Genomic DNA, 14,585 nt, shown 5'->3' with positions numbered 1-14,585 from the left:
GTCCGTGAGCCTCCTCGGGCCAACAGGATATTGGTCACGAAGGCTCTGACTCGCGTAGTGGCGTTCTTAGCCTTCGTTCCATTGTGCGCTCCTGCGGGGTCTCCCTGGACTCGCTTATTCCGCAGGAGTCGCCGCCTTTCACTACAATTATTCTCCTGTTTTAAAAAAACTGTGATAACAATATAGTTCTAAATATAAATATAAAAATTTTTCTTAATTTTTTAATGAAAGTACTCACATATAAATTAAATCGAATTACTGACCAAGAATATATCACTGAACAAAATTCACTTTGTCTGGAAATTCAAGATGAATGTATTTTTTAATAGGAAATCACGCCTGCATGTTAATTGGATGTAAGTCTTATATATTTAAAAACACCATGAACACTGGGTTCTTGACTCTTTATAGTTGTATACTTTCTTATATTCTTAAAAAAACCGGGCAATGTACGCCCGGTCATTAATAAGTTAATATTCTATTTAAATCTAGTGATTTCCCTTACAACGCACCTTCATGTTTCGAAGCTAGTGTAGCGATGCAAGAAACAAGGACGCTTTCCGCGGACGGTCTGTGAGACTCCTCAGGGCAACACGGTGTTGATCGCAAAGGTGTTGCCTCTTGTAACTCCCTATACATGCTTAAACGAACTAGTTGGATGACCACTCTAATTAAATAGCAATGCACCAAAATCATGGGTTTAACTTGTGTTTTGTTGTAAGCTAAATGAATGAACTCGCGGTATGAAAGGTATGATGATTAGTGGTTTTATTGTTAATCGGGGGAGGGCACGCTCATCTAAATATTTTGCGTGATATCCGAGAGAATAAAGTAGAATATCAAGTAACACTTATCTCAGCATCAAAATTTCAATATTACTCTGGAATGTTTTCAGGGTACACCGAAGGTCTTTATTCAGAAGATGATATTCGAATTGATTTAGAAGAACTTTGTGAACAAGCAGGAGTCTCTTTTGTAGAAGATACGATTGTGCAAGTGGATGCTCTGTTTCGGAAACTGATTGGTACTTCAGGAAAAACGTATGATTTTAAAGTGGTATCATTTGATATAGGATCAACTATTAAGGAATTAGAAGGAATAGTGATTCAAACTAAAATTAAACCTAATTTCTCTTTCCCAATGGAGATAAATGAATTTCGTAAAACAACATTTCCAGTCGTTGTTGGTGGAGGAGCTGCGGGGGTGGAAATGGCATTGTCAGTCCAAGCATGGAGATATAAAAATGACTTTCCTCCCAACGTCAAAATCATAAGTTCTTCACCAATCCTGATGTCAATAAGTAAGAAAGCTAATTTGAAAATAGGACGGATAGTAGAACAAAAAGGGATTCAATTATATGAAAATGACAGAATAAAAGAAGTATATACTGATGAACTGGTTACTAACAGTGGCAAACGCATGTCAAGTTCAAATGTTTTTTCACTTACTGGTCCAGAATCGAGTAGGTTATTTGAAGATGGTTCGTTACCGACAGATTCAAAAGGATTTTTATTAGTTAAGGATAGTTTACAAGTAGAAACATATCCTTGGGTATTTGGGGCAGGAGATTGTGTGACCATGGATAGCTATCCTACCTTACCTAAGAATGGAGTTTACGCTGTTAAGCAAGGACCAATATTATGGCACAATATAAATCAATATTTAGCAGGAAAACGATTAAAAAACTTTAAACCGCAGCGCAATTTCATTTCGATTTTATCAGTTGGTCAACGACAAGGGCTTATTATATATGGTAAACACGCTTATTATGGAAAATGGCCATGGTGGTTGAAACACTGGATAGACGTGAAATTTATGAAAAAGCACATGAAAAAATAAATAGACACAAAATTTCCGACTATAATTTAAAAGGCTCTTTATAATTTTTACTTTAGATAATAGTATCGGCCTAATACAGGGGGATAGGGGAAAGAGTATCATGAATAAATAAAACCTCTCAAGATACGAATCTTGAGAGGTTTTATTGTATTTGAAACTGGTGAAAATTATAGAATCTGAGATAGGAAGAGCTTTGTTCTATCATGTTTCGGATTATCAAATAGTTCACTAGGAGATCCAACTTCTATAATCTCTCCAAAATCAAACAGAACAATACGGTCAGCTACTTCACGAGCAAAGTTCATCTCGTGTGTCACGACCATCATGGTGATTCCAGATCCAGCTAAGGTTTTTATAACATCCAAAACTTCTTTAATCATTTCAGGATCTAATGCAGAAGTTGGTTCATCAAATAACAGGATTTTAGGTTGCATGGCTAAAGCTCTAGCAATTGCGACCCTTTGTTGTTGTCCCCCTGAAAGTTGTCCAGGGTACTTATCGGCCTGTTCTGGAATTCCAACACGTTCTAGCAATTCCATGGCGATTTTCTCTGCTTTAGCTTTAGGCCACTTACGAACCCAAATGGGTGCTAGGGTGATATTCTTTAAAATGGTCATATGAGGAAACAGGTTAAATGATTGAAAGACCATTCCTGTTTCTTTACGGATGGCTTCTATATCCGATAAATCATTTGATAAAGGAATACCATCAACTGTTATTTCCCCTTTTTGAATTTCTTCTAACCCGTTCACGGTTCGGATAAATGTTGATTTCCCTGAGCCAGAAGGACCTAAAATGCAAACGACTTCACCTTGTTTTACAGTTAAATTTACGTCTTTTAATACATGAAGACTACCGAACCATTTATTGATATTATTACAAACAACTATATCTTCTCTTTGGTCTAGAGGTGTCTCTGAGTTGAATTCTTCAAACATACATGATCCTCCTTCGGATTAGAAAATCGTGTTCAAAAAGCAGTATCAAAAAAGCAATCTTGATAAATGAATCTAACCCTCATATCCATATACTTTAGTGAAAGGGTATGATCAGCTTGATACGGACATCGTCTTTTATGACCAGACTTTTTGAACACACTCTAAAGATATATTTTTCTTATCGAGTACCTACACCTAATGCGCCTTCAAGTCTGCGACTTGCATAGGACATCATATTACAGAAGACCAGGAATACGAGAGCTACGAATAGAAAAACTTCCATCTGTGTTCCTAGAAACTCAGGGTTAGAAATTATATTCTTACCCATGCCTAGTAAATCAGTTAAGCCTACAATGGCAACGAGTGAAGTATCTTTAAAGATACCAATAAACTGACCCACCATTGCTGGAATAACGGCCCGTAACGATTGAGGTAAGATAATAAAAACAGTTTTAAACGTAGCATTTAGTCCTAAAGCCTCTGCAGCTTCGAATTGACCACGAGGAATAGATTGTAATCCTCCACGTATATTCTCTGCTAAATAGGCTGCAGAAAATAGAGTAAATCCAACCATTGCTCTAATAACGTTATCTATATTTACACCTTCACCTAAAAACATTGGTAACATAAGTTGAGCTACAAATAGTATGGTAATCAGTGGAACGCCACGGATCAATTCAATGTAGGCAACGCAAAACCACTTAACAACAGGAAGTTTACTCCTTCTTCCAAGAGCAAGTAATACACCTAGAGGAAAAGAGAAGACAATTGCTACTATAGCGATAAGTAGAGTTAATAAAAACCCGCCCCATAAATTTGTGCCGACACGATCAAATACTCCAAAACCACTTAAAAGGATCATTGTCACCGGGAACATGAGGAACCAGCCAATAAGTATATATTTCTTAAACTTAGTGAGCCTTTTCCCTAAGAAATATGTAGCAATAATTAAAGCGATATTTACCAGCAACCATATCCGGGTCTCAATCAAGACGAAAGGTAAGGAAGCTACGATAATATATATTGCTGTCATAGCAATGGTTAAATGGCCCATGGTTCCCTTCCAGATTCCCCATGAAAGACCCATTAGAAGAGAAATAAGAGTAAAAGCAATCCACACTCGAAATAATTCCTCGACTGGGTACTGACCCACCATAAGTAATTTGAAATTGGCAGAAATAACATACCATTCGGCTTTAAAGAAAATCCATTCAATTGTATTTACTACAATCAAATAAACAATAGTACCGAATACAACCGTCAAGATCGTGTTAATCCAGCTACTAAATAAGTTCTCCTTCAACCAACCTAGTACTCCAATAGAAGTCTTAGGTGGAGCTGTTTCGGGTATTGAAACTTGTTTTGTTGTTAATTCATCATTCGCCATTTTTCTTCACCTCTCTACCAGTTGCGTATATTTGTTAAATATATTCATCAAGAGTGATGTTAATAAGCTCATTGACAAGTAGACGAGAATTATAATTGAAATGACTTCAATGCTTTTACCTGTTTGACTAAGTACTGTAATTCCTACACCTACTAGCTCTTGATAGGCAACAGCTGCAGCTAAACTGGAATTCTTAATCAGGTTTAAATACTGACTCGTAAGAGGAGGAATAATAATTCTAATAGCCTGAGGTAAAATTACCAGCCTCAATATAGTTGAGTTTTTCAAACCTAATGCTTTAGCTGCTTCAACTTGTCCTTTCGACACGGCCATTATACCACCCCGAACTATTTCGGCAATAAAAGAAGCTGTATACATAACAAGGGCAACTAAAAGTGCTCCAAATCCTGGTCCAATTGTATACCCCCCTATGAAGCCTCTTGGGGCAATTTCTGGGACACTTAATAGAAGTGGGTACTCGGAGGTGATCAACCATGTAATACCTAACGAGATAATAATTGTAGCAGTCGCCCAATATAGTGGGAATTTTCTCTTCCCGCTTTCAACTTGTTGTTTAAGTCTAACTCTCCATACAACAAATGAAAGAACAATACCGATAAGGAATAATATGAGCCAAATCAATGAAGAAGAAGTCAAATCAAACCACGGGATTGCTGTCCCTCGATTACTAAAAAAGAACAATCCAAACGCATTAATGCTATTTTCAATAACAGGTAAGCTTAAAAATACAGCATAAAACCAAATGAAAATTTGTACTAAAAGAGGGGTATTACGGAAAATTTCCACATAAAAAGTAGCGACTGTTTTTGCTAACCAGTTATTGGATAATCGCGAAATTCCTACGATGAATCCTAATATCGTGGCTAATATAATTCCTATAAAGGCAACTTTTATTGTATTTAAAATACCTACAATAAATGCTTTGCCATAAGTGTCTGTGGACGTGAACTCAATTAACTTGTCCCCAATATCAAATTGAGCCATTTTGCTAAGAAAGTCGTACCCAAAGACTAAACCAATTTGCTTCATACTACCAAGGGCATTGGTAAAAAAGAAAACCCCTGCAAGAACTACTAGTATTGCAAATATGACTTGTAGAAGAATGGGGATGACTCGTTTGTCCCTCCAAAAAGGAGTTTTCTTCGCAGATGAGTGTTTATTCATGTATAGGTCACCTCGCAGTATGTTTTACTATCACTTTAAACTGTTACAGTGGCGCCAACAGATCGTTGGTCAATCAGGTGCTATTTAACTGGGTAACTTTAAATAATAATAGGCCTGCCCTTAACTTTAGAAGGTATGCAGGCCCATATCTATTCAATGCACATACAAATTATATTAACGGAAAGGTGGTGAATACAGTAAGCCACCATCTGTCCAAAGGCTGTTTTGACCACGTTCTAAATCAAAAACAGTGTCTGGTCCAAGATGACGATCATAAAGTTCGCCATAGTTTCCTACAGCTTTAATTATTTGATAAACAAAGTCTGCGGGTAGTCCTAGTTGTTCGCCCATATCTCCTTCAACACCTAGAAAACGACGAATTTCCGGTACTTCACTATCTAAGAAAGTATCAACATTGGCCTGAGTAATTTCAAACTCTTCAGCCTGAACTAACGCGTTTACAGTCCATGACACGATATCTATCCATTGAGAATCTCCATCTTTCACTGAAGGTGCAAGAGGTTCTTTGGACAAGACTTCATCTAGAATGAAATGTTCGTCTGGGTTAGATAAAGTAGTTTTACGGGACACGAGCGCAGAACGGTCAGTTGTATACGCGTCTGCGCTACCTTGTTCATATGCAGACACGGCAGCATCTTGGCTATCAAATACAACAGGCTCATAATCAATTCCTAACTTACGCATTTGGTCAGCCAAATTAAGTTCAGTCGTAGTGCCCGATTCAACGGAAATACGTGCTCCTTCTAAATCTTCTAAGGTTTCAATTCCACTATCTTTACGGACCATCAATCCTTGCCCGTCATAAAACGTAACAGGTGCAAATGCAAGACCTACAGAAGCATCTCTGGAAAGAGTTTGAGTGGTATTTCTTGCTAACACATCGACCTCACCAGTTTGAACAGCAATAAAACGTTCCTCTGCTGATAATGGTCTGAACTCGACTGCATTTGGATCTCCAAATACAGCTGCGGCTACCGCTCTCGTAATATCAATATCCATTCCGGTGTAGCTACCATCTGAAGCGACGTAACCAAATCCTGGAATGTCAGCGTTTACACCACCAATTAATTTACCACGTTCTTTAATAACATCAAGTCTTGACTTGGTTTCTACAGCTTCTTCTTCAGAGCATCCAGCTAAGACAACTGAAAATACGAGTAAAATACTTAATAATGCTAATAATCTTTTTTTCATGTTTTGGACTCGACCCCCTATTTTTTTAACGCAGACTATCTAGTCTTAATCTACTAGAAGCATACTAGATAATTCAGATTAATAGTCCTAAGTAAAACTATAATATAATATTCAATGTATTACAATACTTAAAAATTCTGATAATTAATTTCGATATACGAAACATAAGGCTTACATGGCTTTTCACTTCCTTTCCGTGGGATACGTAAGAACTTGTTATCTATTTAGAGAAACCATTTACCCCAGCCTAAGAATTTATAAATCTATACTAGTTTTACATAACTTAATTGACCTAAATCAGTTAGTCATGAGACCACTAAGGTATGTCCAAGTGATCCCGTGTCCTTAACCAACTTTACGTTTAGACATGAAGAAATAGAATAACAATAGGAATAAAAGTCTTGAGTGAGATTGAGAAACTAGATTTTTAGATAGAAGAAAGGTACTGCATCCAAAGCATTTATATACACGATGATGGTACAGTAATTTATAAATACTGAGGTTTTATAAATATTGGGCAAATGCAGTTCAACTATGAGAAATTAAAAGGAGTGCATTCAAAGTGAAACAAAAATTATTTTATCAGGATTCGTACCGCCAAACTCTAAACACAATGGTTGTAGATCAAGCAAAGGATGATTTCGGAAGATGGTACGTATTATTAGATAAAACTGTCTTTTACCCGACAGGTGGTGGACAACCACATGATAGTGGGTTAATAAAGGATGTTCGGGTAATCGATGTCGAAGAAATAGGAGGTGAAATACGTCATTATATAGCTGAACCAACGCTAGAAGTGGGTGAAGCTGTAGATATTCATATTGATTGGACGCGACGTTTTGATTTTATGCAACAACATGCAGGACAACATATTTTAACCGCGTCATTTGTTGAGCTGTTCGGTTTTCAAACTATAAGTTTTCATTTAGGAAAAGAATTGATAACAATTGATTTAGATATAAAAGCTATATCTGATGAGCAGTTAAATGCAACGGAAAAACGTGCAAATCAAATCATTATGGAAAACCGATTAATTGAAACAAAGTGGATTACAAAAGACCAGTTATCAGATTACCCACTTCGAAAACAAGTGGCAGTTGAAGAAGATATCCGATTAGTGATCATACCGGAATTTGATTACAATGGTTGCGGAGGGACACATCCAACGTCAACAGGTCAGATAGGTTTATTAAAGATCCTTTCTTCAGAAAAACAACAAGGAAAAGTACGGGTACATTTTGCCTGTGGAGGTAGAGTGTTAGAGCAACTTAATCGTAAGCACAAGATTTTGCAAGAAGTGACTAGTTTATTGAGCGCTCCTGAAGAAGGAGTAGTAAAAGCAATGAAAGTATTGATGGAGAATGGCAAAAAAACAGAAAAGATGCTAAACGACTCAAACGAACTAGTAATTGCTTATGAATTGAAGGAACTCATTGGGGAGAACAAGATAGAGAGACAGTCTATTGAGCGTGTATTCCAACAACGTTCGATTCAAGATTTACAAAAACTTGCACGCTTAATAGTTGTAGAAGAAACAAAGTGTAAGGTTATATTCATAGCTGAAAATGATGGTTTACTTCAAGTTGTATTAGCACGAGGCAATGAAAATCAAGAAAACATGAAGGAATTAGCTGCTAAAATTCTTCCTCTAATAAATGGTAAAGGTGGAGGTTCTAAATCCTTTGCACAGGGAGGTGGATCGACTGACATGAGTGGAGATGAATTATTAAAGATAATTCATGAAATATAATCTATTAAAGACCACCCATTTTTCCGTTGAAGGGAACAGAAAGATTATACTGGAAATCGAAAAATATTGAAGTCAAGAGTATTCTGAAGTTTTTATGTAATCATACAATTTAAAAAATTGGGTTGACTATTTATGATGAAGACAACTACAATTTAAATACTACTGCCACCAAAAAGTTTAGAGTGTGGCGTATTATAAACTAGAAATGAACAAACGCTCAGTTTGATATTAATTTTGTTTTATCTCTGTATGGTTAGAAATAATTTCCGCTAAAACCTGTGATATTATACTCTCATAATTAGCGTTTTATTTTATTAATTTGTGATATGGAAGAATTGTTGTAAGTATTATTTTTAGATGAGAATAATAGAGTACATAAAAGTTTAAAGGAGGAATAGATAAATGAATCACGCAGACTTAATTGCACCTGAACAGTACAACATTTCATCGGAACTTGAGAAATACAAGGATGATGAATCTCGATTAGCCATCCGCTGGCTCGATGGTGAGGGTACGCGAATTGACCTTTCCTATAAAGAGTTAATCGAAAAAATGAACCAATATGCGCAAGCTCTTTTAAATTTAGGAATTGAAAAAGGAGATCGTTTGTTGATCATTCTTCCTCGAATTCCAGAAGCATATATAACTTATTTAGCTTGTTTACGAGCAGGGATTGTTGCAATTCCATGTTCAGAAATGCTACGAAAAAAGGATTTACTTTACCGGATGCATCATTCAGGTGCCAAAGGAATCGTTGCTCATTACAAAACGACTGCTGAAACGAATTTAATAGATGAAGAGGTAGAAGCTTTTCAAAATAAACTAATTGTAGGTGGAAAAGAAGAAGGCTGGACATCATTTGAAGAATTAGCTTCTAAAGAAGTAGGTTCATTCGAAGCAGTGCAGACGCATCGTGACGATGCAGCCTTCTTGTCATATACATCCGGTACAACAGGAAATCCTAAAGGGGTTGTCCATGTACATGGTTGGGGTTATGCGCATGTACGCACGGCTGCTACAAAATGGTTAGGTGTAGAAAGTAATGATATCGTTTGGGCTACTGCAGCTCCAGGGTGGCAAAAATGGATTTGGAGTCCTTTCTTATCAACAATTACTCTCGGAGTAACTGCATTCGTTTATAATGGTCCATTTGATGCGCTAAAATATTTAGCCATATTAAAAGAAGAAAAAGTAAATGTACTATGTTGCACACCAACTGAATACCGCATCATGGCAAAAGTGGAAGACTTAAATGATTATGAGTTACCTAATTTACGAAGTGCTGTGTCTGCTGGAGAGCCTTTAAATAGACAAGTTATCGAAGCGTTCCAAGAGGCGTTTCAACTAAATGTACGGGACGGATATGGACAAACAGAAAACACCTTGCTTGTCGGAACACTTCAAGACATGGAACTGAAACCTGGATCAATGGGGAAACCTACTCCTGGAAATCCGGTTGATATAATTAATGAAGAAGGAAAACCTGCTGGTGTAGGAGAAGTAGGAGACATTGCTGTTCATAGAAGTTGCCCAGCATTATTCAAAGAATATTATTTGGATCCTGAGCGTACAAAAGCTGCGTTCCGTGGTGACTGGTATATAACGGGGGATCAAGCATCTCGTGACGAAGATGGATACTTTTGGTTTGAGGGACGAAGTGATGATATTATCATTAGTTCTGGCTATACAATTGGACCTTTTGAAGTAGAAGACGCTTTGATGAAACATTCGGCTGTCCGAGAATGTGCGGTTGTTGGAGCGCCAGACGAAATTCGAGGGACTGTTGTTAAAGCTTATATTGTTTTACGTGATGCAGAAGGGGTACTTGATAAATCAAAATTGATTAAAGAATTACAAGATCACACAAAACAAATCACAGCACCATACAAATACCCACGTATTGTCGAATTTATAGATGAATTGCCAAAAACAGCTTCAGGCAAAATTCGTCGTATCGAATTGCGTAAACTAAATTCATAACAGGCAGAGTAGAGACAATTGAATCAGTGAAACTATTAAATAAATGCTAGGTACCAATCGTGTTGTGGAACAATAGACGTTCTGCAAAACGGGGTACCTAGTATTTTTTTTAATAAATATCAGGCTGAGATCTTATTAAGGTGGTAATAAAAGTAGAATATTGATCATTCTATACAGTCACAGTTAGGGTTAAGAGGTCTGTTCATATGGTTTTAGAGTTGAATTAAACTTCTTCATGGCTTAAATAGAATGTGTGTTCGATAGGTGTTATACTCATTGTACAGAGTAAAAAAGAGGTGATTGGATGAAACCAGTAATTCTTGCTGAAAAACCAAGCCAGGCGAAAGCATATGCAGATGCTTTCAAGGTAAAAAAGAACGAAGGTTTTTTTGATGTGCAACCATGTGAGACATTTCCGCAAGGTGCTTATATTACTTGGGGGATCGGGCATTTGGTTGAGATACGTGATCCAAAGTCTCATAACCCAAAGTGGACGAAGTGGTCACTTCAAACATTACCCATAATACCTGAAGAGTTTAAGTTTCAAATTGCTAAGGGAAAGGCGAAACAGTTTGCTGTTATTAGAAAGCTAATCTATGAAACCGATATTGTTATAAATGCATGTGACGTTGATCGAGAAGGTTCTAATATTTTCTATAGTATTTTTGAACATACACGAGCGCGAAATAAAACAATTAAACGATTGTGGATTAATTCACTTGAAGTCGATGAAGTACGCAAAGGCTTTCTTCAGTTACATGATAACAAGAAAGACTTGTTAATGTATGAAGAAGCGAAAGCACGTCAAATGAGTGATTGGCTTGTTGGAATGAACGGATCAAGGCTCTATACACTACTCATTCAAAAAAAGGGAATTCGAGAAGTGTTTTCTATAGGCAGGGTTCAATCACCGACGGTTTATTTGATTCACCAACGTACGCTAGAAATTGAGAACTTTGTTCCTGAAGCTTTTTATGAATTAGAAGGAACATTTAAAGCTGAACATGGCACATATAAAGGCAAAGTTAAAGGAAAGATCAATGTTCGTGAAGAAGCACAAGAACTATTGAGGAAACATCAAATAGATGGAACTATCCCTGGAACTGTTAGCCGATTAAAAACAGAAGATAAAAAGACACTTCCTCCAAAGTTGCACGCATTATCCACTATACAAGCAACTGCGAATCGTAAATGGAAGTATAGTCCAGCTAATGTACTGAAAACGATGCAGACTTTATATGAAAAGAAACTAGTCACGTATCCAAGAACAGATACTCAATTCATTACGCCGAATGAATTTTCATATCTTGAAAACCAAGTTGAAGCGTATCAAAAATTAATTAATCAACCTTTTAATGTTGCTTCCAGAACACCAAGTAAACGTTATGTAGACAGTTCAAAAGTGCAGGAACACTACGCCATCATCCCGACGAAAAAAATCCCGACCGCCGCGGTATTAGCACGCTTATCTAGTGAAGAACGGAATTTGTATGAAGAAGTTTTACGTACAACCCTTGCTATGTTCCACTCGAATTATTTGTATCAAGAAACGTCCGTTACAACAGATGTCAATGGACTTGCATTTTTGTCAATGGGCAAAGTGGAAATTGACAAAGGGTGGAAAGTGTTATTTTCAAATGACACAGATCCTAAAGCATCAAAAGAACCAAGCTTACCAAAGCTTTCACTTCACGAACAAGTTAAAAGTAAAGTGGCAATAAAGGAAGGTCAAACGACTCCACCAAAGCCATACACTGAAGGTCAACTTATTGCCATGATGAAGACTTGTGGGAAATTTGTAGAAGATGCAGTTGAAAATGAAATTCTTAAAGAAGTGGAAGGTCTTGGGACTGAAGCAACACGGAGTGGAATTATTGAAACAATTAAACGTAACGGCTATATTGAAGTAAAGAAAAATATCGTATCCATTACTGAAAAAGGACGTGTACTTTGCGAAGCAATTGAAGGGAATTTACTTGCTAGCCCAGCGATGACAGCAAAATGGGAAACTTATTTAAAAAAGATTGGAACTGGAACAGGTTCATCTGAGTTATTTCTTGGAAGTATCGCTAAATATTTAAATCAGCTCATCCTAGATGTCCCAATGCAACTTCACGAAAAGACATTTCATATGACCGCTAAAAAAGTGTTTGTTAACAAAGACGTAGCAACGTGCCCGACATGTCAAAAAGGAACGATTATTTCAAGAGAGAAATTTTATGGGTGTTCTGGATATAAAGAAGGTTGCAAACAAACATTTCCTGCTACTTTTTTAAGAAAAAGGTTATCTGTCCGACATATTGAAGATTTATGTACAAAGGGAAAGACAGAAGTTATAAAAGGATTGGTCTCCAAGGTAGGGAAAACATTTGATGCCAAACTTGTCTTAACCAATGGTCAACTAAAATTAGATTTTCTATAGGAGGAAAACGAAATGACTCAAAAAAATTATCAAGCATTAATTGAAAACAGCATATATATTGGCGGCGTGAATGAAGTAGATGATGTGATTGAGGCAGAGAAAATTGATGTGGTATACGATTTGCGAGCCGAAGTTGCAGCATCCTCAAGTGAGATTAGTAAACATCAACCGATTGTAGAAGATGGTGAATTTCAAGATGAATCCATTCGAACGGGTGTAAAAAGAATCGTTCAAGATTATCAAGATGGCAAGAAAATTTTCTTCCACTGTAATTCAGGAAATGGTCGTGCAGGGACAATGGCCATAGCTGTGTTACTGGAACTTCGTATGGCGAATACTATTGAAGAAGCGGAAGCTAAAGTAAAAATGATTCGACCTGATGTGAATGTAAAACCCCAATTAAAAGAGGCTTTAAAAGGAATATATGGTGTTTAACAAATATAAGGATTAATAAGCAACCTTCTTTTTAGGGAAGGTTGCTTATTTTTGCGAAAAACCATGAAAAGATAATTCCTAATTGTACATACTATAAAAGAGTGAGATCTCTATTTCAAAAAGTGAGAAAGTAACTTTTCGTTTGAAGGATTGCTCGTATGCTAAAGATTATATACAAAATGTTCATAATTATACTTGGAAAAGAAGTTGGTGAAAAACAATATACTTTAGAAGAACAACCTGCAACGTCTGGAATGGTAGGGTTTTCATTTTTGAATGGGAATAAGTATTTTGTCAATAGTAGGCTTTTTCTCTATTTAAAGAGTGAAATTTGTTTAGAAAAAGTGTATACTTAAAACAATAGAACTTTTAGAAGAGGTGGAGTAATGGAAAGTAATCAAATTCCAAGTGCAGTTAACAAGGACTTTTTGACAAATGAATTAGGGCTAATCCAACACTTAAATACAACTATTTTTAAGAAACGTGATTTTTTTGTATTGTCACCATCTGTTCAAAACAAGTCTAATGGATTTGATTTGAGAGAAGTTAGTTTAAATAAATACAATCGAATTGCTCATAATGGTTATTTACTAATTCGTTATAAAGAACGTTTCTTAATTGCAAAGCTTGCAAACTTCAGAAAAAAAATGATGCGTGAAGAGCTTAAAGCGACAAGTACTTCAAAAACCTCCCATTGGAAATTCATTATAAAAGAAACTCCAACACTACATGTGGTTTGTCAGACTGACAGTGATGAAACATTTCCACTACAAGAACCTTCAAGCAACCAATTAATCAAGTTTTTTCAATAAATAAAAAGGGGCTGTCCCAAAAGTCATTTAAAATGACTTTTAAGGACAGCCCTCTTTTTATATTGAAAGGGGCTTAAATAAATCTGGTAATTTCCGTTTCTTGCGTACGATTCCCGTGGGCTGTCGCGAGTCTCCTCGGGCCAACAGGATGTTGGTAACGAAGGGGTTGCCTCGCGATGTGGTCTTAGCCTTCGTTCCATTGCTCCTGCGGGTCTCACCGAGTCCACTGAAAAAGTATATCTTGTAGCTTATGGACTAGTACAGGTGATTTCCGTTGCAGTTGAAGCTGGCGTAGCGACGCATAAACAGAAGGACGCTTCCTGCGGGGCTCGTCTGCTCGCTTTTTCCGCAGGAGTCGCCGCCTTTCACTACAATCATTTACCTGTTTTATTTTAGGGATTTATTAGACAGATCCTTTTTGTAATTTGAAATAATCCTCAGGTAAAGATAACGTTTAAAAGTACAAATAATAACAATAGCCACGTGTAGTGACATAGTCATTTTTCGCGTGGCTTTTTCTTTCTTTAGTTATAATAGAGAACATTTAAATGAAAAAAATTAGGTTAGTCTAATGTTTCGTAAGACAATACAACTCTCTAATAGAGCGTGTTCAAAAAGCCAT

11 protein-coding genes are annotated in these 14,585 nt (G+C 36.6%); 7 read left to right on the top strand and 4 right to left on the bottom strand.

Annotated elements, in window-relative coordinates; all coding sequences use genetic code 11:
- The first annotated feature begins 762 nt into the window (after positions 1-762).
- Positions 763-1,839: an FAD-dependent oxidoreductase gene (locus B371_RS0107395; protein WP_157185168.1), complete on the top strand. Its 1,077-nt coding sequence runs from the start codon at positions 763-765 to the stop codon at positions 1,837-1,839.
- 167 nt (positions 1,840-2,006) lie between these two features.
- On the opposite strand, the gene B371_RS0107390 is transcribed toward B371_RS0107395, so the two are convergent.
- The 4 genes from B371_RS0107390 to B371_RS0107375 all read right to left on the bottom strand — a co-directional run bounded on the left by B371_RS0107390 (position 2,007) and on the right by B371_RS0107375 (position 6,564).
- Positions 2,007-2,777, bottom strand: a complete 771-nt coding sequence (locus B371_RS0107390) for an amino acid ABC transporter ATP-binding protein (RefSeq protein WP_019413670.1) — start codon at positions 2,775-2,777, stop codon at positions 2,007-2,009.
- 178 nt (positions 2,778-2,955) lie between these two features.
- Entirely contained in the window at positions 2,956-4,164 is a 1,209-nt protein-coding gene (locus B371_RS0107385; protein WP_019413669.1) for an amino acid ABC transporter permease, read from the bottom strand.
- A 6-nt stretch (positions 4,165-4,170) separates the two neighbouring features.
- Positions 4,171-5,349, bottom strand: a complete 1,179-nt coding sequence (locus B371_RS0107380) for an amino acid ABC transporter permease (protein WP_019413668.1) — start codon at positions 5,347-5,349, stop codon at positions 4,171-4,173.
- Between the two features lie 174 nt (positions 5,350-5,523).
- On the bottom strand, positions 5,524-6,564 hold the full coding sequence (locus B371_RS0107375; RefSeq protein ID WP_019413667.1) for an amino acid ABC transporter substrate-binding protein: 1,041 nt from the start codon (positions 6,562-6,564) through the stop codon (positions 5,524-5,526).
- Between the two features lie 562 nt (positions 6,565-7,126).
- Between B371_RS0107375 and B371_RS0107370 the strand changes: the two genes are divergently transcribed.
- From B371_RS0107370 to B371_RS0107345, 6 genes are all read left to right on the top strand, one after another.
- Entirely contained in the window at positions 7,127-8,314 is a 1,188-nt protein-coding gene (locus B371_RS0107370) for an alanine--tRNA ligase-related protein (RefSeq protein ID WP_019413666.1), read from the top strand.
- Positions 8,315-8,716: 402 nt separating this feature from the next.
- Entirely contained in the window at positions 8,717-10,294 is a 1,578-nt protein-coding gene (mbcS, locus tag B371_RS0107365; RefSeq protein WP_019413665.1) for an acyl-CoA synthetase MbcS, read from the top strand.
- Positions 10,295-10,598: 304 nt separating this feature from the next.
- Complete coding sequence (topB, locus tag B371_RS0107360) at positions 10,599-12,716, top strand: type IA DNA topoisomerase (protein ID WP_019413664.1); 2,118 nt, start codon at positions 10,599-10,601, stop codon at positions 12,714-12,716.
- Positions 12,717-12,728: 12 nt separating this feature from the next.
- On the top strand, positions 12,729-13,151 hold the full coding sequence (locus tag B371_RS0107355; protein ID WP_019413663.1) for a dual specificity protein phosphatase family protein: 423 nt from the start codon (positions 12,729-12,731) through the stop codon (positions 13,149-13,151).
- Positions 13,152-13,309: 158 nt separating this feature from the next.
- Positions 13,310-13,507: a hypothetical protein gene (locus B371_RS0107350; RefSeq protein WP_019413662.1), complete on the top strand. Its 198-nt coding sequence runs from the start codon at positions 13,310-13,312 to the stop codon at positions 13,505-13,507.
- Positions 13,508-13,537: 30 nt separating this feature from the next.
- On the top strand, positions 13,538-13,963 hold the full coding sequence (locus tag B371_RS0107345) for a hypothetical protein (RefSeq protein WP_019413661.1): 426 nt from the start codon (positions 13,538-13,540) through the stop codon (positions 13,961-13,963).
- The last annotated feature ends 622 nt before the right edge of the window (positions 13,964-14,585 follow it).

This window comes from Paenisporosarcina sp. TG20 (genome assembly GCF_000286315.1).
Classification (GTDB): Bacteria; Bacillota; Bacilli; order Bacillales_A; family Planococcaceae; genus Paenisporosarcina.
This window is presented reverse-complemented; position numbering and strand designations above follow the sequence as displayed.